At 42.7% G+C, this 19,029-nt stretch carries 15 protein-coding genes and 1 pseudogene; 10 read left to right on the plus strand and 6 right to left on the minus strand.

All coding sequences use genetic code 11. The features are described from left to right. Positions 1-27: 27 nt before the first annotated feature. From PGX00_RS21030 to pdxR, 3 genes and pseudogenes are all read right to left on the minus strand, one after another. Positions 28-396, minus strand: a pseudogene (locus PGX00_RS21030) (cyclic nucleotide-binding domain-containing protein); the annotation flags it as partial. 59 nt (positions 397-455) lie between these two features. Further along, entirely contained in the window at positions 456-1,232 is a 777-nt protein-coding gene (locus PGX00_RS21035; protein WP_272140246.1) for an SDR family oxidoreductase, read from the minus strand. Positions 1,233-1,319: 87 nt separating this feature from the next. Beyond that, positions 1,320-2,807, minus strand: coding sequence for a MocR-like pyridoxine biosynthesis transcription factor PdxR (gene pdxR / locus PGX00_RS21040; RefSeq protein WP_272140248.1), 1,488 nt, complete (start codon positions 2,805-2,807; stop codon positions 1,320-1,322). 150 nt (positions 2,808-2,957) lie between these two features. Between pdxR and PGX00_RS21045 the strand changes: the two genes are divergently transcribed. From PGX00_RS21045 to PGX00_RS21080, 8 genes are all read left to right on the plus strand, one after another. Beyond that, the gene (locus PGX00_RS21045; RefSeq protein WP_272140250.1) at positions 2,958-4,331 is read left to right on the plus strand and encodes an aminotransferase family protein; all 1,374 of its coding nucleotides are present in this window, start codon (positions 2,958-2,960) and stop codon (positions 4,329-4,331) included. 325 nt (positions 4,332-4,656) lie between these two features. After that, positions 4,657-5,685: a taurine ABC transporter substrate-binding protein gene (tauA, locus tag PGX00_RS21050; RefSeq protein WP_272140252.1), complete on the plus strand. Its 1,029-nt coding sequence runs from the start codon at positions 4,657-4,659 to the stop codon at positions 5,683-5,685. 34 nt (positions 5,686-5,719) lie between these two features. After that, the gene (locus PGX00_RS21055; RefSeq protein ID WP_272140254.1) at positions 5,720-6,574 is read left to right on the plus strand and encodes a taurine ABC transporter ATP-binding protein; all 855 of its coding nucleotides are present in this window, start codon (positions 5,720-5,722) and stop codon (positions 6,572-6,574) included. After that, entirely contained in the window at positions 6,571-7,527 is a 957-nt protein-coding gene (locus tag PGX00_RS21060) for an ABC transporter permease subunit (RefSeq protein ID WP_272140256.1), read from the plus strand. Before PGX00_RS21055 ends, PGX00_RS21060 begins: the two co-directional genes overlap by 4 nt. A 186-nt stretch (positions 7,528-7,713) precedes the next feature. After that, on the plus strand, positions 7,714-8,454 hold the full coding sequence (locus tag PGX00_RS21065) for a sulfite exporter TauE/SafE family protein (protein WP_272140258.1): 741 nt from the start codon (positions 7,714-7,716) through the stop codon (positions 8,452-8,454). Between the two features lie 27 nt (positions 8,455-8,481). After that, positions 8,482-9,675: a 3-phosphoserine/phosphohydroxythreonine transaminase gene (serC, locus tag PGX00_RS21070; protein WP_272140260.1), complete on the plus strand. Its 1,194-nt coding sequence runs from the start codon at positions 8,482-8,484 to the stop codon at positions 9,673-9,675. A gap of 793 nt (positions 9,676-10,468) precedes the next feature. Beyond that, the gene (locus PGX00_RS21075) at positions 10,469-10,855 is read left to right on the plus strand and encodes an HIT family protein (protein WP_272140961.1); all 387 of its coding nucleotides are present in this window, start codon (positions 10,469-10,471) and stop codon (positions 10,853-10,855) included. An 83-nt stretch (positions 10,856-10,938) separates the two neighbouring features. Further along, entirely contained in the window at positions 10,939-11,334 is a 396-nt protein-coding gene (locus PGX00_RS21080) for a GNAT family N-acetyltransferase (RefSeq protein ID WP_272140262.1), read from the plus strand. Between the two features lie 341 nt (positions 11,335-11,675). Here PGX00_RS21080 and PGX00_RS21085 read toward each other — a convergent pair whose 3' ends face one another. Further along, the gene (locus PGX00_RS21085) at positions 11,676-12,818 is read right to left on the minus strand and encodes a GGDEF domain-containing protein (protein ID WP_272140264.1); all 1,143 of its coding nucleotides are present in this window, start codon (positions 12,816-12,818) and stop codon (positions 11,676-11,678) included. Positions 12,819-13,220: 402 nt separating this feature from the next. Between PGX00_RS21085 and PGX00_RS21090 the strand changes: the two genes are divergently transcribed. Beyond that, positions 13,221-14,237 carry an IS110 family RNA-guided transposase gene (locus PGX00_RS21090; RefSeq protein ID WP_272140266.1) on the plus strand — a complete coding sequence of 339 codons (1,017 nt, stop codon included), beginning with the start codon at positions 13,221-13,223 and terminating at the stop codon, positions 14,235-14,237. 453 nt (positions 14,238-14,690) lie between these two features. Here PGX00_RS21090 and gcvP read toward each other — a convergent pair whose 3' ends face one another. Then, positions 14,691-17,555: an aminomethyl-transferring glycine dehydrogenase gene (gcvP, locus tag PGX00_RS21095; protein ID WP_272140268.1), complete on the minus strand. Its 2,865-nt coding sequence runs from the start codon at positions 17,553-17,555 to the stop codon at positions 14,691-14,693. A 60-nt stretch (positions 17,556-17,615) separates the two neighbouring features. Beyond that, the gene (gene gcvH / locus PGX00_RS21100; RefSeq protein ID WP_272140269.1) at positions 17,616-17,996 is read right to left on the minus strand and encodes a glycine cleavage system protein GcvH; all 381 of its coding nucleotides are present in this window, start codon (positions 17,994-17,996) and stop codon (positions 17,616-17,618) included. A 405-nt stretch (positions 17,997-18,401) separates the two neighbouring features. Here gcvH and PGX00_RS21105 point away from each other — a divergent pair, with 405 nt between their 5' ends. Then, a complete protein-coding gene (locus tag PGX00_RS21105; protein ID WP_272140271.1) occupies positions 18,402-19,025 on the plus strand; it encodes a helix-turn-helix domain-containing protein in 624 nt (207 codons plus the stop codon). Positions 19,026-19,029: the final 4 nt, after the last annotated feature.

Here is a 19,029-nt window from a genome sequence, read left to right on the forward strand (position 1 = left end):
TGTCGCAAGTTCACCGTGTGAGTTAAAAAGCGTAAGTAACTGCTCTTTATCAAACCGGAAAACGGTCGTGTTCATGAGTGCTCTGGCACTTAAATCTTGCTTATATTCCGGGGCAATCAGTATGTTTTCCCCTATGAATTCATAGCGGGAAAATACGGTGACGCTTTGTTCAGAACCATTTTTATCATCAAAAAGCTGTACGCTACCGGCAGCAATAATAAATAGTGTCTCGGCTCTGTCTCCTTTGTGAAAAAGGGCCTGTCCTGCACTTAATTGTTGTTGCTCTGCACACTTAGCAAATAGTTGTAGAGCGTGTTCAGGTATTTCCTGAAATAACTCAATATGGCGGAGACATTCAGTAATAGCTTGTATGTTCATGGTTCTTCGGTTTCTCATGCAAAGATAATAGAAAAAGCTCCCGTTAAGGAGCTTTGGTTATGGTTAAATTAGAGGCATTATCGAACGGTATCCTTTACAACTTTAAAGCTATCCCATGCTTGACTAGTAGGCATGACTTCAAGGCTATTGATGTTGATGTGGGACGGCTGTTCTGCTACCCAGAAAATAATGTCGGCGATATCTTCAGGCTGGAGCGCATTCGTGTCTTCGTAGATGGCGTTGTATTTTTCTTGATCGCCATTAAAACGTACTAGGCTAAATTCACTTTCTGACAAACCAGGTTCAAGGCTGGTGACTCTTATTCCGGTACCAGCAAAATCACTCCTTAGATTACGGGAAAATTGCTGGACAAAAGCCTTACTGGCACCATAAACGTGTGCTCCGGGATATGACCAGTTGGAAGCGATACTCGCAAGATTAATAATGCTTGCTTTCGGTTGTGCCTTCAAAATAGGGAGTAGTGTATGAGTAACATTGACCAAACCAGTGACGTTGGTGTCGATCATGGTATGCCAGTCTTTAAGGTCGGCCTGGTCCGCAGGCGATGCGCCTAACGCCAGACCAGCATTATTTACCAAGACTTCAATTCGTTTAAATTCTGGTGGAAGCGCGTCGATTAACTTGCATACCTGTTCCGAGTCACGAACGTCCAGCTGATATGTATACACAGGGGTAAGCTGAGCAAGCTCATCAGCTAAGGCGCTCAGGCGCTCAGCGCGACGGCCTGTTAAAATTAACGGATATCCATTGTCAGCAAATTTTCTGGCCGTAGCCAGGCCAAATCCGGAGGTAGCACCAGTTATGAGAACGGTGGGTAGAGAAAAATCGGGCATTCTTTGCTCCTTGCACATTTTTATTCCTTGTTGAAGCAAAGCCTACCGTAAGGGATACATGTGCGGTTAGAGCCAGTTATGATTAAATTAAACATGTTCTGGCTCTAATATTGACGCCAGTTTCTCTATGCCGGCTGGAATCATTGCGATATCGATAGCCGAAAAGCCCATACGTATATAGGCGTAGCTTTCTCTTTCCGGATGCATAAAATGAACATCACCAGGTTCCACCAGTACACCCATCTCTCTGGCTTTGAGAGCAAAAATTTCTGCCTTTACGCCCTTTGGTAGCCTTAGCCAAAATGAGCTTCCACCGAGAGTTTCATCAGTTATACATTGTGGCATGTGCTGTTCTAGCATTTTACGTATGAGAGTCCATTTATCTTTGTAACTGTTCTTGAGTTTACGTACGTATGAATCGTAATGGCCGAGAGAAATAAATAGTGCGCAAGTACGTTGGTTGTTCGAAGGTGGGTGACGATACATTAGACGACGCAGTTTCCGGACTTCGCGTATCAGGTTAGCATCTGCGACTATAAAGCCTATTCTCAGTCCAGGGGATAGAGATTTCGATAGGCTGCCAACATAAATGACTCGCCCGTTGTTATCCAAACTCTTTAGTGCAGGTGAGGGCTGGCTAAGTACATTTACTTCACTCTCAAAGTCATCTTCAATGATGATAAAGTCGTTTCTCTCTGCTGATTCAAGCAGTTCATTGCGCCTGTCCATAGACATAGTGACGTTGGTTGGTACCTGGTGGCTTGGTGTTGTGTAAACATACTCGCAGCTTGCCATCTTTTGTGTCACCTTTACTCCTTGATGATCAACGTCTAGCGGTTCTATTTCTGCGCCGTGATAACTGAAAATATTTCTTGCGTCTGGATAACCTGGGTCTTCCAGACCGACTTTGGTACCATTCTCAACGAGCAGGTCGGCAAGCAGGTAGAGTGAGTTTTGAGTACCCACAGTAATCAGAATATCTTCAGGTTTTGCTGTTATCCCTCTTTTACTCAGCACATTAATCTGTAGCTGCTTCACCAGCATTGGGTCGTCGCAATCAACGGAATCAGAAATCCAGTCCTTGATAACACTACTACGTTGCGCTAATCGGCCGCATTCTCGCCAATGGGCGAGAGGGAAAAGCGAATGTTCGGGCTGAGCAAACAAGAATGGGTAAGGGTATTGCTGCCAGTTGGTTTCTTTTACTACATTTCGCTGACAATCAAGATCCGTTTTGACACGTTTGCGCCAGAATTGTGCAGGTTTAATATTAGCAGGATGATCGGCTAAATCAGGTGCATCTACTGATATATCACGGTTTTTACGTGCTTCATTGGTGGGATAGTAGCCACTTCTTTCCTGAGAATAGAGGTAACCTTCATCGACCAGACGCTCATAGACAAGAACAACAGTATTGCGTGAAACCCTTAGCATTGCCGCCATTTTGCGGCATGAAGGGAGTGCGTTTGTACCAAACATCCCACGCTGAATACTATCAATAACATGTTCGCGGATCTGTTCCTGCAGACTTCGTTCAGCGGTGAACTGAATATGCATTAGGTGGTCTGTTTTCATCGTCTGGCTCACATCAGGTTGGTGATACCAGCGCTACAGCATAATTTGTGCCAGCTAATTTTGCTGACTGTCCCCATAAATATTTATTACTGGTTCTATCGGATAAATATCTCTCCCCCTATGGTGAAAAGAAAAAGCAGGGAGGCTGTTATGAACAATCTGACTACTGAACAAGTCGTAGAGCTAGACAAGGGTTCCGTCTGGCACCATTTAACCCAGCACGCAATATTTGAATCTCAGGATCCACTCATTGTAGATCGTGGAGAAGGACTGGATATCTGGGATATAAAGGGCAACCAGTATCTGGATGCTACGTCGGGTGGTGTATGGTGCGTGAACGTAGGGTATGGCCGCACAAGCATCGCTGATGCCGTACGGGAGCAATTAGTTAAGTTGAACTACTTTGCTGGTTCTGCCGGTACACCTGTCGCTGCGCAATTTGCGGCAAAGCTTATAGAAAAAATGCCGGGGATGAGCCGCGTCTACTATTCAAGTTCGGGCTCTGAGGCAAATGAGAAAGCGTACAAGATGGTGCGCCAGATCGCCCACAAAAAATATGGTGGGAAAAAACACAAAATACTCTACCGAGAAAGGGATTATCACGGTACGACAATCGCTTGTCTGAGTTCAACCGGACAGGAACAAAGAAGAGATCAGTACGGCCCATTTGTACCAGGTTTTGTAGAGTTTCCTCATTGTTGCGAATACCGCAACCAGTTTGGTGAAGTAGAAAACTATGGTATCAAGGCAGCTCAGGCTTTCGAAGAGGTTATTCTGCAAGAAGGGCCGGACACAGTAGGTGCAGTAGTTATTGAGCCTATCACTGCTGGTGGTGGCGTTATTACTCCACCCGAGGGGTATCTGAAAGAAGTGGAGCGTATCTGTCGTAAGTACGACATTCTTATTCATATTGATGAAGTGGTTTGTGGTTTGGGCCGGACGGGTAAGTGGTTCGGCTACCAGCATTACGATATTAAGCCAGATATCGTCACAATGGCGAAAGGAGTGGCATCCAGCTATGCGGCTATTTCCTGTACGGTGACGACTGAAGAGGTATTTAAGCTGCTAAATGACGACCCCGCTGATACAGAAGGTTATTTCCGAGACATTAGCACCTTTGGAGGTTGTACAGCAGGGCCAGCAGCAGCGCTGGAAAATATGCGTATTATCGAACAAGAGCACCTTGTAGAAAATTGCGCCCATATGGGGGAATACTTGTATGCAAAGCTGATAGACCTGAAAGAATGTTTTCCGCTCATAGGTGACGTGCGTGGAAAAGGGCTTTTCCTGGGTATTGAACTGGTAAAGGATAGGGAGAGCCGAGAACCCGTCCACGAGTCGGTCACGGCGAAGATAGCCGGCCTTTGTATGCAGCGAGGATTGATCATTGGCAGAACTAACCGTTCATTCAAAGAGTATAACAATACTTTGTGTTTTAGCCCTGCGCTGACTATTACCCAACAGCAAGCTGATTCTATTGTCGAAAAACTGACAGAAGCTTTTGAAAGTTTGGGTGAGATTTAGCCAATCAAGTTTAGTTACAGACATTCCTTCTGTTTTGCCCGCTTTTGAAGCGGGTTTTTTTGTCTCTGGTATGTGTAAATAGTTTATTTGATGAAGATCACAAACTTCCCTGGGGAATACATAGAGCTTGCACCGAACTGGTGCGCTGTTTTGGGGCAAATCTGGCCTAATAATGATTTAGTTTGGCTCTATTTCTGGCCCTATAGCCAGGGTTATTGTGTAGATACCCAAGCGAGGATTGGTACAGAGCATTAAGGATAGTGTGAACTGGCGCCATGAAACCAATTGGACATCAATGCAAATCAAGCTCAAAGAGGACGTGACAATGATTACCAACAAACTCAAGAAATCAACACTAGTTAAATCAATTGCTCTGGCATCAACTCTGCTTTGTTCTGTAGCAACTCAAGCTGCTGAGCAGGTAACAATTGGTTATCAAGGGATGTACAACCCAATGAAGTACGCCATTGATACCAAGTTATTTGAAGAAAAAACTGGTTATGAGATCAAATGGCGCAAGTTCGACTCTGGTGCAAAAGCGATTACCGCGATGGCAGCAGGTGCAGTTGACATGACCGTAGCAGGATCTAGCCCAATTGCCAGTGCTGCAAGTAAAGGCATTGAGATGGAGTTGATATGGATAATGGAAAACATCGCTGATGCAGAAGCGTTGGTCGTTAAAGACGGTAGCGGTATCTCGTCACCATCTGATCTGAAGGGCAAGAAAATCGCGGTACCTTTTGTTTCGACAACCCACTTCCATATGCTATTTGCACTAGAACAGTTTGGTCTATCGGAAAAAGACCTGAAGCTAATCAACATGCAGCCAAATGCTATCATGGCCGCATGGCTGCGAGGTGACATCGATGGCGCATTCATTTGGGATCCTGCTCTAGGCAAAATCAAGCAAGATGGTTCCGTGCTTATTACTTCAAAACAACTCGGATCCTGGGGTAAACCAACGTTTGACGGCATGATTGCCAGCAAAGCGTTTACCGCTGAAAATGAAGAATTTGTCGTCAAATTCCTTTCCACACTGGCATCAGTTGATAGTGAATACGTTGCTGGTCGCGAGTCTATGACAGCTGAAAGCCCGATGGCGAAGTCAGTAGCCAAAGTAGTTGGTGGTGACCCAGAAGGTGTGGTTGCAGCAATGAAATTGTATGAATTCCTGGATTTCGATGGTCAGCTTTCTTGTCAGTGGCTGGGCTGTGGTGCAGAAGGTGGTGCGACTAAAGCACTGAAATCTACATCAGAGTTTCTGCTGAAAGAGAAAAAGATCACGGAGCTACAACCTGACTACAGCATGTACGTGAATCCGACATTTGCAGAAAAAGCGAAAGCCTCACTGTAATCATAGTTAACATCGACACATGGAGAGCGTCAGTATGACAACAGATAAAGTTCTAAAGATACAGGATGTATCAGTGATATATGAAGATCGCCAAGGTGGTGATCCGGTGACTGCACTGTCAGGAGTCAATCTGGAAATCGAACAGGGAGATCTTGTTGTCGCACTTGGCGCCTCTGGCTGCGGAAAAACAACACTTTTAAACCTCATGGCTGGTTTTATCCAGCCAACGGATGGCTACCTAACTTTAGGAAACTCGCAGGTAGAAGGTTTGCCAAGGGTTCAGATGGGTAAGGACATTGGTGACCAAATTCTTGGGCCTGGTGCTGAACGTGGAGTTGTGTTCCAAAAGCATGCGCTATTTCCATGGTTGAATGTGCTGGAAAACACAGCGTTTGGCCTAAAGCTGCAGGGCTTTAGTAAAGAAGAGCGTAACGAGCGAGCGGCTAAATATCTGAAGCTAGTTGGGTTGGAAGACTTCCATGACCATAAGATTTATCAGTTATCTGGCGGTATGCAGCAGAGGGTCGGTATTGCACGTGCATTAACGAATGACCCAAGTATTCTACTGCTTGATGAGCCCTTGGGGGCGCTTGATGCCCTAACTCGTGAAGTATTACAGGAACTTCTATTAGATGCCTGGCAGGCAACTAACAAGATGATGTTTTTTATTACCCACAGTGTAGAAGAAGCGCTGTTCATGGCTTCCCGCCTGATTGTAATGTCTCCTCGACCGGGCAGAATTACGCACAGTTTTGAACTGGATTTCAATAAGCGTTTTCTAGAGTGCCGCGACGCACGCAAGGTCAAGTCAATGCCGGACTTTATTGAAATGCGGGAAAAGATCCTTTCGATTATTCATCAGGATGAACAGCCGGAGGTAGCAGCATGAGCATTAGCCAACAGTCAGTCATTCTCTCAAAAGAGTCAAGTTCGTCTGCTGAGTTGAAAGAAGTAGAGTACAAGCCAGTGAAAAGTTATAGCGAACAGGAAACTTATGCTCCGGAACCTCATCTGATCAAGCTATTTGGTAAAATAAAAGCCTATACGCTAACACCAGGTGAATACTATGGTGAACCAGGTCAGGGTAACTCACGACTGATCTCTATTCTCTCTTCAATTTGCTTTGTATTGCTCTGGGCACTGGTTACCGAAGCTGGTTGGGTTAAACCCCTGTTCTTGCCTTCGCCAATTTCTGTTGCAGAACGTTTTGTTGACCTCTGGGTCGATGGTTTCGCTGGTGTTTCATTAGTAGACCACCTGACCTCAAGTTTAACTCGTGTATTTGGAGCCTTCTTATTCGCCGTTCTTACTGCCATTCCGGTAGGTATCTTGATTGGTAGTAATGTCTGGGTACGTGGCATCTTTGACCCCTTGATTGAGTTTTATCGTCCGTTACCACCGCTAGCCTATCTTCCGTTAGTTATTATTTGGCTTGGCATCGATGAGACAAGCAAGATTACACTGATTTATTTGGCGATGTTTGCTCCTATTGCTCTTAGCGCGAGGGCTGGTGTCTCATCGGCTAAGAGCGAGCAAATTCAGGCAGCATATTCCATGGGAGCCAGTAAGGCGCAGGTGCTTTATCACGTGATTATTAAAAGCGCGATGCCGGAGATACTGACAGGTCTGAGAATCGGTATCGGATTTGGGTGGACGACTCTGGTTGCCAGTGAAATGGTGGCTGCCGAGGCTGGTATTGGTTACATGGTTCTGAATGCTGCTGAATTTCTGGTTACCGATGTGGTTATCGCGGGTATCGTAATTATCGGTCTGATAGCCTACTCGTTTGACTTATTCATGCGCTATCTGGAGCAGAAACTGGTTCCGTGGAAAGGATATTAGTGCGATAGGTCTGCTTAAAGTTACTTAAATTAACGGGAGAGTCTCTCCCGTTTTTTAATCCTAAATAAACCTTCAGTATTAACACTCGATACTGGTACCAAAGATATCCATATTTGGTGCTAATGACGGTATGTGCGAGCTCATATACTGATTTCAGTCCCCAGAAAAAAGATAAGGTAAACGATTTTGTTTGAGTCTTTTCTGATTATTTTGCCTGTAGTCATGTTGGCGGCATTAGTTCGTGGATATGCAGGCTTCGGTTTTACTGCCATCGCTGTGGTTGGTATGAACTTCTTTCTTTCTCCTCAGCAGAGTATTCCTGTAGTACTAGGGTTAGATGTCCTTTGCAGTGTCGGTTTGTTGCGTCAGGCGATCCGTCAGGCCGATATGAGCACTTTTAAAGTTCTCACTTTGGGGTCGATTTTGGGTATTCCATTTGGACTAAGCCTATTAGTACTGATCCCTGAAGAGGTTCTAAAGCTACTTATCTGTATTGCTATTTTGCTTTTCTCTATGGTGCTTATCTTTGATTTTCGCCTTCGAAGCGCAGAGGGAATGGCTACAAAACTAAGCTTTGGGATGGCAAGTGGTGTGGGGACAGCTGGTGCCTCGGTTGGAGGTCCAATGATAGTTTGTTATATGCTGTCGAGCCCTCTTACGCCAAGTGCGCAACGCGCCACCATGATTCTGTTTTTTATCGTCAGCGAACTATTAGCACTGGTGGCATTGTTTGCTGGAGGTCTGGTAGACGTGCATATTTTAACGATGTTAGCCAGCTTACTGATACCCACACTGGTGATCGTTCGCATGGGGCAATGGCTGTTTAACCGATACCCGCCTAAATCCCTTAAACATTTTGCTCTACCTATTATGGTGATGGTTTCTATTCTAGGGATCAGCGCCTCTATTAAACAACTTATCGCTTAAAGCATCTGGCAAAAAGGAATTTTTAATATGGCAACGGAATGTAAAACTGATATTCATCCTGCGTTAGTTGGTTCGCTGAGTAAATCCCCATCGGCGGAACGGATAATTAACTTCGGACCCGGTCCAACATCCTTACCTAAAGGAGTTGAACAAAAGATTGCAGATAGTTTTAACAAACCGGAGCTCACATCTCTTGCTTTGTCCCATAGGGCTCCAGAATTTCAGGTGATATTAGAAAATGTTGTGGCGACTACTAGAAGGGTTATGAACATACCTGATGACTACGAGGTACTGTTTACACACGGGGGAGGTCATGGTCAGTTCGCAGCCGTTCCTCTTAACCTCTGTCGTGAAGAGACTGATGTTGCTACCTACATTGTAAACGGTACGTGGTCAGCTAGAGGAAGAGACGAAGCAAAAAAATATTGTCAGGTTGAAACGATCGATGGTAGTGACCCCGAGACAGGCGCATTTACTACTTTCCCTTCGCTGAATGAAGAGGATATAAATCCCGAGAGTAAGTATATCTACCTTTGTTCCAACGAAACGGTAAACGGTATCGAACTGCACCGACTGCCGAAACTACCAAAATCTCGCAGTCATATTCCCCTAATTGTTGATGCAAGCTCAGATTTTACCAGTAAACCTATTGATTGGCTTAGAGACGGTGTAGGTGTGCTCTTTGCGTGTGCATCTAAGAACATCGGCCATCCGGGACTAACCATGACCGTTATTCGAAAGGATCTCATTGGTAAGGATAAAGCATCTTCTCTATGCCCAGGAGTTTTTAATTACACTGTTAATAGTGACGCAGGTAACCTGTGGAATACACCAGCAACCTTTAATATCGAAGTTGTTGGCATTCTTATGAACTGGTTAGAACAGCAAGGTGGTGTGGAGGCGAATGAGGTGCGATCAGTAGCAAAGGCACAGGCTTTATATGAAGTAATCGATAGCTCTTTAGGTTTTTATGGTACTCCAATCGAAGATAAATCACTTCGAAGTAGAATGAATATACCTTTTAATGTTAATGGGGGAGATGAAGAGCTGACGAACAAGTTTCTGATTCAGTGCTGGGAGATGGGAGTGGTGGGCTTGCGTACACTGACCCCTTTTGGAGTCGGAGATTATCTTAGAGCAAGTCTGTACAACGGCATCACCGGGGAGGACGTGTCAGTTCTGGTTGATTTTATGGTGCGCTTTGCCGAAGCAAACGCTTAGTAGCTACAGTTATTTAGTTGACTCCCTTTTGGAGATTCCTGTAGAGGATATCTAACTGGGAGTGAGCTTCTGTCTGATGATTTATGTATCGTCACTTTTTGGCTAACGATGTAAGCCGGAGCTATGAAATCCACCCTGCATAATCATTCATTTTTAAGTTTGAAGTTAAGTAGTCTAGTTTTGCTCGGTTTAGGGAGAAACCATTCATTGTCCTTTGGCTTAACTTCAAGCAAGTATGTTATATAGGGTGATACAGAAATTTATCGGTCAATAATCTCACTAAATCATAAAGGGATACTTTCAAGTTAGGGAGTGCCACGATTTAATGACACTAAGGCGCTCTTGTCCCTTAGTTAGATGAAAATCTGACAATTCTGATTGTATTTTTCTTAACCTACAAAAAAATAGACAAACTGGAGTTTGTCTATTTTTTATTACTTTGTTTAAATTTTAAATACTCAGAGACAGATGATCACAGCATATCAAGTTGGATATAGTAGGGTAGCCAAAATCAATTAGTTATGTAGTAGCGTGAAGCAAATGTAGTTGGATACTCTATGGTATTGTTTTGTACTTGGGAGAGGTTTAAATCTAATAGAGTTGGAAACAGTTTTGACTTTTCAGCTCACTAACAGAAATGCAGCTTAAACTAATCAGTTGAGCTACCGCATTATTGCCCCATGTCGTGTTTCGTCAAGTTAGGATCTCGTTTCTTGAGAATGCAGTTTGACTAAATTCATCTAATCCGAATAACCTGCTGTTAGGGTTTTGGAATATGGGGCTTGAGAATGTTATGGCGACAGTTGTAGAACAAATAGTAAATCGAGAAATTGATGCTGTTATTGTATTTGAATCAGAAAACGTTATTGCATTTGCTGATTATGACCCGATTAACTTTGGGCATATTCTTATTTGTCCAACGTTTCCCTATGAATCGTTTATCGAGCTACCAAAACCAATTCATGATGAGATCCAAGAGGTTGCCAGAGATTTGTACTCTAGGATTATGGAAAAGTTTCAACCAGTTGGCATGTCTTTTATTCAAAATAATGGGAAGTGTAATGAGTTAGACCATCTTCATATTTTCCCACGCTATGATGATGACCAGTTTGGATGGAAAAGTAGTGAATTGGGTATTCAAACGATAGAACAGTTGAAAGAGTCGCTGATCGGCCTATAACTATAACTTCATTGGCTCGCTCTATTTTACACTAAAAGATTTAGAAGTGCTTTAGTCACAACCTTATTCACTTGAGTATCAAAATGATAAACATTAGAACGTTGTCTGTAGGTGATTTATCGGATGTACAACGCTATGCATCCAACCCTGAACTTAGCAAAATGAGTTACATTCCATCGCCTTATCCTGAAAACGGTGCTGAAGAGTGGTACAAATTTATTAGACCCAAAATAAACGCAAACCAAGTAATAGTCTATGTGGTGGAATTTTTAAATGAATTTGCTGGCATCGTTACTCTAAATGGTTTTTCTAAAGAAGAAAGACGTACCAATATTGATTATTGGATTCGAGCTGATCTTCAAGGTAAGGGGATTGGAACAAGCGCAGTCGAAAAAGTAATTAACTTGGCCGTGGAGCTTGGCATCACTCATTTCAATAGCGGTTGCCTTGCTCGAAATATGGGTTCAAAAAAGTTCTAATAAAGAACGGTTTTCAAGTCACTGAGTCTTTGATCCTTGAGGAAGGCAAATATAAAGGGCAAGAAATGTTGCTGTTCAAACAAATTCGAAGATGACATGACTTTCGGGCAGGTTTTCTACTTCGGTTCTTATTCGCCTGTGGCAAGTAGGCTAGCTCGAAAATGCCCCATTCGGTGTTAACGTAATTACTCAGTGGCGAATCGTGCCACTGGAATCACCGTACTTTTGTCCATGGTTATCCCCTGAGAGTTCGAGACAGAAAACTCCCAGTTTCGTTCAGGTGAGTAGTTATGGACTCCAATTATAGAGTTGAATACTAATTCACATGGTCTTATGCATATCTAACGCTGAACGATACAGTCACGTCCTCTAGACTTTGCTTCATATAAAGCACTGTCAGCTCTATTTACTAACGAACTCCAATCATCGTCAAATAGGGCGCGCGTAAAACCAATGCTAACTGTATAGCTGCAACAGATTTGCTCTGTAATTGAAGTGTTTTTTACGTGAGATCGGATTCTATCGGCTATAAGCATTGCTTGATCTTGCTTAACTTTGGGAAGGATGACCAAAAACTCTTCTCCCCCATAACGAAAACAAGCATCATTTTCACGACATGCTTTTTGAAGAACTCTTCCAAAGTGCTTAATCACCTTGTCCCCTTGTTCATGGCCATAGGTATCATTGATTTTTTTGAAATGGTCTAAATCAGCTAAAAGTATAGAGATGTCATTCTCTCGTCCTGCTTGCACGAATTTGGGTATAAGTTCTGTTAGGCCTCTGCGATTGTAAAGACCTGTTAGTCCATCAGTAATGGATGAGCGATAGTTTTTATTTATCATTCGGTCTGTTAGCATCCAAAACACTGAAAACGAGAGGCTAATAACTGTGATCGTAGTGACAACAAAAGACAACTTATGAACATCTGAAGCAAGATAATAATCCGCTATAGTTCCTTCTGTGAGAGCAAACATGGTTCTAAATGCCATATACGCAGCGTTTATAAACAATGTCAGATTTAATAGAAATCCCGCTCTTTTATTATCGTGTTTGACTCCTGAATAGTTCGCATATGCGGCCAAGAGACAAACAGTTACGACTAAAATAGAACGTGTCTCTATTCTAGAAGCAACAGAAGGAACAATAATCGTGTTATGAACAAAAAAAACAATTGTAAAAGCTGTAATGACGACGGACACTAATAGGAAAGATGTACTAGCTCCTCGCATTATAGTAATACCTGCCAGAAGCAAGCAAAATGCTATTGTATATGTACAGTTTGAAAAAAGTACTATATAAGTTGAAGCTTGTGTAAAACCAAGCAAAAGTGGCGCTATGCTAATACCTAAAAATAGAGCAGCATAGCCAATATAATTTACGCCAACAGCAGTTCCAGCAAACATGTATTTGTGAGTAAGTAGTAAAGCACTAGCCACTGTGATTGCTAACAAAGAGCTGTATACGGCTAGGGTATAGGTATCCATAGCCCTCCTCAATTGTAAGAAACTCAAAACTTTCTTAGATAAGTATCACGTATTTTTTGACTCAATGCGTTAGTTAGAGGCTTCAATCTTTTATATATTTGATACAACTCAATTTTTGAGCATATCACAACTAAAATACACTATCAGATGTAGATGTTTTGTATAATTATTAACAAATATGCATAAAATAGAGCTCAATACTCGTAAGGTTGATGAGAACTATTGTCCATTTCCTGTTACATCGACCACCACTAGAAACTATGGTCGTTGTCGTTTTGAGATACTTAAAATTATGCGAAGGGTAGGTTTTAGCTAAAGCGCGTAACTCACTAATAAGATGGTACGCCCCACCCACACGCTAAACTTAACATTGTTAGGTTCAGTTAAATAAAGGTGACCATCATGACTACTATTCGCGTTATCGGCATCGATTTAGGAAAAAATACATTTCACCTTATCGGCCATGATTATTCAGGCAGAGAAGTCTTCAGGAAGAAGCTTAACAGACAAAAATTACTTCAATTATTATCCGTTCATGAGCCCGTTATTGTTGCGATGGAAGCTTGTGGTGGTGCTCATTGGTTGGCGAGACGGTGCGAGTCTTATGGGCATCAAGTTAAGTTGGTTCCTGCTCAGTATGTTAAACCTTACGTAAAAATAAACAAAAATGATTTCATTGATGCTGACGCAATTGCAGAAGCGTCAATGCGTCCAAATATGCGTTTTGTTTCTCCAAAAAGCGAATTAGCACAAGTGTGTACTGTTGTTCGTAAAATCAGAGCAGGTTATATCAAGGAAAGAACAGCATGCATGAATAGGATAGGTTCAATTCTTCTGGAGTTTGGAATAAGTTTTCCGAGAGGGCATCACAACATGAAGAACCTATTTCAGTATCTAGCCGACAATAAAGAACCCGTTCCACCAATGTTAGTTTTGGAGCTTAGAGATCAGTTAGATCATTACAATCAGTTGAATACATGGATTAAAGAGCAGGAAAAGAAATTAGAAAACTTGCTGAAAGATGATGAATTGTTATCTCTTTTACAAAGTGTTCCAGGAGTTGGGCCAATGACCGCATCTTGTTGTTTGTCAGCGGTTGTGAACCCTCACGATTTTGCTAATGGTCGTAATTTTGCCGCTTGGATTGGTTTAACCCCGCATCAATATTCTACTGGTGGTAAATCAAGAATGCTTGGGATATCCAAACGAGGAAACAAAGAGCTCAGAGAATTATTTGTCCATGCAGCTAGAGCTGTTATCTGGAGGGATGGGACGGCGGAACGTAACTTTGGCTCTTGGCTCATTGATCTGAAGCAACGCAAGCCATTCAATGTTGCACTTGTAGCTTTAGCAAACAAATTAGCTCGGATAGCATGGTCAGTAATGGTTACCCATAAAGCTTTTGAAGTAAGAGTTTAAATCAGATTTGCAGATGATATATAAAGATGACAAAACGGTTAGACCACCAGATTGAAGACCTGATGGACAGAACAGCAACATAGAATGCTTTCACGCTTTTGAGGACAATCTGGCGCGGATCTCATCGTGGAGCTGGGGCTAAAGAAAAAGTCTCAATTAGACTCCGAATACATTAGCGCAAACCAGCTCCGTTATTTTTGATTTATCATTTGCAAAAACGGGGCGTACCATACATTCTGTCCAGAGATGTGCTGAAGGCGATTTCGGTAAACTGTGGCTTTAGGTAATATTTTATAAACCAAAACAATTGGTACTTTGTTACATAAAAATAAAATATAAAGGCGAACCATCAGGCTCGCCTTTAAAGTATCAAATTAGTTTCCAACTTAGTTATCAGTTCTCAACTTAGTTATCACAGTTTCCAACTTAGTTATCTGTGATCAAAACATGTCGTTACTCTTCATACTCAGAAATAGTCGGGCATGAACAGATTAAGTTCCTATCGCCGTACACGTTGTCGACTCGGTTCACGGTCGGCCAGTATTTAGATATTTTAGTCTGTGTAGACGGAAAACAAGCCAGTTCACGTGAATAAGGTCGATTCCACTCAGAAGAAGAAAGGTCCACTTGCGTATGTGGCGCGTTAACCAGAGGGTTATTGTCTAGCGGCCACTCACCATCCTTCACGCTATTCATCTCATGGCGAATGGCAATCATCGCTTCACAGAAACGATTTAACTCTTCCAAATCTTCTGATTCAGTTGGTTCAATCATTAATGTTCCCGCAACAGGGAAAGACATTGTTGGCGCATGGAAGCCGTAATCCATTAATCGTTTAGCGATATCTTCTTCGCTAATACCTGTCTCTTCTTTCAACGGGCGAATATCAATAATGCACTCGTGCGCAACACGTCCTTTCGTACCGCGATAAAGAACAGGGTAGTGAGGGAGTAAACGTTCCATTACATAGTTAGCATTTAAAATCGCTACTTTGGTCGCTTCAGTTAACCCTTGTTCGCCCATCATTGCGATATATGCCCACGATATAGGAAGAATAGAGGCACTGCCCATATCTGCTGCTGATACTGCGAAATCTTCACCTTCTAATCCACCTTCAATGTGGCCAGGGAGGAAGGGGGCTAAATGTGATTTGACACCGATTGGCCCCATACCCGGACCACCGCCACCATGTGGAATACAGAATGTTTTATGCAGATTTAAGTGAGAAACGTCTGAGCCAATGAAACCTGGAGTGGTTAAGCCCACTTGAGCGTTCATGTTGGCTCCATCAAGATAAACCTGACCACCCGCTTCATGAACCATATCGCAGACTTGCTGTACCTGTTCTTCGTACACTCCGTGTGTAGAAGGATAGGTGATCATGATGCTGGAAAGATTGTCTCGGTGTTTTTCTATTTTGTCTGCTAAATCTAGGATGTCGATGTTGCCTGCGTCGTCACATTTAACTACAACCACTTTCATCGAGACCATAGATGCCGTTGCAGGGTTAGTACCGTGAGCAGAACTAGGAATCAAACAGACATTACGGTGCCCTTCATCTCGACTTTGATGATAGCGTTGGATAGCTATGAGGCCAGAGTACTCCCCTGATGCACCGGAATTAGGTTGTAATGAGAACTCATCATACCCGGTGATTTCACACAGCATGGTTTTGAGAGACTCAGCCAGTTTGCTATACCCCAGCGTTTGTTCTTTAGGAGCAAATGGATGCAATGCTCCAAACTCAGGCCAAGTGACAGGAATCATTTCTGCAACCGCATTTAACTTCATGGTACAACTGCCAAGCGGGATCATACCGTGAGTTAATGAAAAATCTTTATTTTCTAGCTGCTTAAGATAACGCATCATCTGTGTTTCGCTGTGGTGCGTATTGAAAACAGGGTGTGTTAAGAAACTCGACTCACGACGGCAACACTCTGGTATAACGGCAAATTCATTATTGGCGATAGCCGCTGATAACGAATTGATATCTTCATTAATATCAAAAACCGAGAACAATTTGGCAATGTCTTGCGTGGTGGTGGTTTCATCAAAGCTGACACCGAGCTTTTCGTCAAACTTACGCAAATTGATGTCTGATTGAAGCGCTTTGGCATACAGTGCGTCAGTATTACTAGCTGTTTCGATGGTAATGGTATCGAAGTAGCTGTTGTTGCTTAACTCATAACCTGATTTAGTTAAACCAGCCGCTAAAATAGCCGTCATGTGATGGGTTCGACGAGCAATAGTTTTAAGCCCTTCACTTCCGTGGAATACAGCATAGAACGAGGCCATATTGGCAAGCAATGCTTGAGCAGTACAAATATTCGATGTCGCTTTTTCGCGGCGAATATGTTGTTCGCGAGTTTGCATCGCCATACGAAGTGCTTGGTTGCCTTTTGAGTCGATAGAGACACCAATAACGCGCCCTGGCATTGTGCGTTTATGCTTGTCTTTCGTTGCCATAAATGCGGCATGCGGACCACCGTACCCCATAGGTACACCGAAGCGCTGTGCACTGCCGATAACTACATCTGCACCCATCTCTCCAGCCGGTTTTATCAGCGTTGAAGCAAGAAGATCAGTTGCTACGGTGACTAATGTTTTGTTCGCTTGGGCTGATGAGATAACGTCGGTTAGGTCCGTTACTTCACCAGTGGTTGACGGATACTGGAGTAGGGCACCAAATGCGTCTTGTTCTGGTAATGACTCTATAGGGCCAATAACAACTTCAAAGCCGATAAAGGTCGCACGAGTTTTAACTACTTCGATAGTTTGAGGATGGACATCGTCGGCCACAAAAAACGTCTTGCTTTTGCTTTTACCTGCACGTTTACACAGGGTCATTGCTTCCCCTGCTGCTGTTGCTTCATCTAACAATGACGCGTTAGCGATTTCCATACTAGTGAGGTCCATGACCATCTGTTGGTAATTTAACAGAGCTTCTAAACGACCTTGAGAAATTTCAGGCTGATAAGGAGTATATGCGGTATACCAACCCGGATTTTCAAATACATTTCGTAAGATAACGTTTGGTACAAAGGTGTTGTAGTAACCTTGGCCTATAAAAGTACGCTTGATCTGATTGAGTTCGGCGATTTTTTTCAGTTCGACTAACATATCAGATTCGCTCATAGGCGCATCTAGAGAGAGTGGTTTCTCTAATCGAATTGTGCTGGGTACGGTTTGGTCGATCAACTGTTCTAGGCTATCAGCCCTAACTGTTTTCAGCATTTCTTGCTGATCGGTTTTGTTTGGACCGTTGTGGCGAGAAACAAATTCGTTTTGTGTGCTTAGGTGTTGAAGTAGTTCTGTCATTTCCTTTGTACCTTATTAAAAAGCTGCCCAAATGAGGCAGCTTCCTATTAGTTTCCTAAATTATTCTTCTTCAATACTGCTTAGGTATTCTTCAGCATCCGTTAAGTCGTCTAGCTCTGAAGGGTCAGACATCTTAATTTTTGCAATCCAGCCACCTTCATAAGGTTCTTCATTGATGAGTTCAGGGCTGTCACCTAGTTCTTCGTTGACTTCTACAATTTCGCCTGTGATAGGTGTGTAAATGTCGGAGGCCGCTTTTACAGATTCAACCAAAGAAAAGCTTTCGCCTGCTTCAATTTCGCTTTCAATTTCAGGTAGTTCTACGAAAACCACGTCACCTAACATCTCTTGAGCGTGCTCTGAAATACCGATAGTTACAGTACCATCACCGTTGTCTTTTACCCATTCATGGCTCTCTGTAAACTTCAGGGTGTTGTCCATTTCATTGTCTCCAAACTGTTAATATCAATAATTGTAAAACTGTGTGTTCAAAGTGAAACCACTTTGACGAGTTAACCTAAGTGTGCGTGCAATAAAAGCATAGAAGCACTATAAAAAAATGAAGTATGTACTATTTAACCGCATTAATTTTGGTTGAGCTCGACTGAATAATGTTGTCATTGTTATGTGCTTACTGCCTTTCGCGCAACCGATTGCATTATAGAGTTAGTAGCATTGACATATTGGTAACATAACCATTGTTTTTTCAATAATCAATTAAAAATTTCCAATAGGAAACATAATTTCGTATGGTTTTAAAAATTGAAGAGAAAATGTTGCCGTTTCCTTATTTTTGAGCTTCATGTAACAATAAGGACATGCATAACAAGATCAAATGGATGAACAATGCCTATTGAAAACTTAGATGAATACCCGTCGATTAAACTAGAGAAGCAGGGAAGCAGTGAAACGATAGAGCCTCTAAAGCTAGGGCAAAAAATAAAAGATATACGCTCTAACTTGGGAATAACGTTAGAGGAGGCAAGTCAACGGACGGGACTTGCGCGTTCGACACTTTCGAAAATCGAAAATGAGCAGATATCGCCAACATTTCAGGCGATGCAAAAACTTGCCTCAGGTTTACAGATAGACATGCCCCAATTATTTGAACCGCCAAAGTCAATAATGGCGAGCGGCCGCAGAGACCTTACCATGCAAGGGCAAGGCAAGCCTCATCCAACACCAACCTATGAACATGAATTACTCGCTACTCAGCTTACACATAAAAAAATGATGCCCTTTAAGAGTCGTATTCGTACACGTCGTATAGAAGATTTTGTTGATTGGGTAAAACACGATGGTGAGGAGTTTCTGTTGATTTTAGAAGGGGAGGTGACACTCTATACGGAGTATTACGAGCCGATTAACCTTAAAGAGGGTGACAGTGCTTATTACGATGCAAACATGGGGCACATGCTGACATCCGTGAGTGAACAAGATGCATTAATCCTTTGGGTGACAGCGAAATGATCTG

Source organism: Vibrio algarum (assembly GCF_028204155.1).
Lineage (GTDB): Bacteria > Pseudomonadota > Gammaproteobacteria > Enterobacterales > Vibrionaceae > Vibrio > Vibrio algarum.

Excerpts from the sequence above, each read along its gene's own strand:
- PGX00_RS21035 (WP_272140246.1), bottom strand. The coding sequence starts at position 1,232 with ATGCCCGATTTTTCTCTACCCACCGTTCTCATAACTGGTGCTACCTCC.
- PGX00_RS21055 (WP_272140254.1), top strand. The coding sequence starts at position 5,720 with ATGACAACAGATAAAGTTCTAAAGATACAGGATGTATCAGTGATATAT.
- gcvH (WP_272140269.1), bottom strand. The coding sequence starts at position 17,996 with ATGGACAACACCCTGAAGTTTACAGAGAGCCATGAATGGGTAAAAGAC.
- serC (WP_272140260.1), top strand. The coding sequence starts at position 8,482 with ATGGCAACGGAATGTAAAACTGATATTCATCCTGCGTTAGTTGGTTCG.
- tauA (WP_272140252.1), top strand. The coding sequence starts at position 4,657 with ATGATTACCAACAAACTCAAGAAATCAACACTAGTTAAATCAATTGCT.
- PGX00_RS21090 (WP_272140266.1), top strand. The coding sequence starts at position 13,221 with ATGACTACTATTCGCGTTATCGGCATCGATTTAGGAAAAAATACATTT.
- pdxR (WP_272140248.1), bottom strand. The coding sequence starts at position 2,807 with ATGAAAACAGACCACCTAATGCATATTCAGTTCACCGCTGAACGAAGT.
- PGX00_RS21060 (WP_272140256.1), top strand. The coding sequence starts at position 6,571 with ATGAGCATTAGCCAACAGTCAGTCATTCTCTCAAAAGAGTCAAGTTCG.
- PGX00_RS21045 (WP_272140250.1), top strand. The coding sequence starts at position 2,958 with ATGAACAATCTGACTACTGAACAAGTCGTAGAGCTAGACAAGGGTTCC.
- gcvP (WP_272140268.1), bottom strand. The coding sequence starts at position 17,555 with ATGACAGAACTACTTCAACACCTAAGCACACAAAACGAATTTGTTTCT.
- PGX00_RS21080 (WP_272140262.1), top strand. The coding sequence starts at position 10,939 with ATGATAAACATTAGAACGTTGTCTGTAGGTGATTTATCGGATGTACAA.
- PGX00_RS21085 (WP_272140264.1), bottom strand. The coding sequence starts at position 12,818 with ATGGATACCTATACCCTAGCCGTATACAGCTCTTTGTTAGCAATCACA.
- PGX00_RS21105 (WP_272140271.1), top strand. The coding sequence starts at position 18,402 with ATGCCTATTGAAAACTTAGATGAATACCCGTCGATTAAACTAGAGAAG.
- PGX00_RS21075 (WP_272140961.1), top strand. The coding sequence starts at position 10,469 with ATGGCGACAGTTGTAGAACAAATAGTAAATCGAGAAATTGATGCTGTT.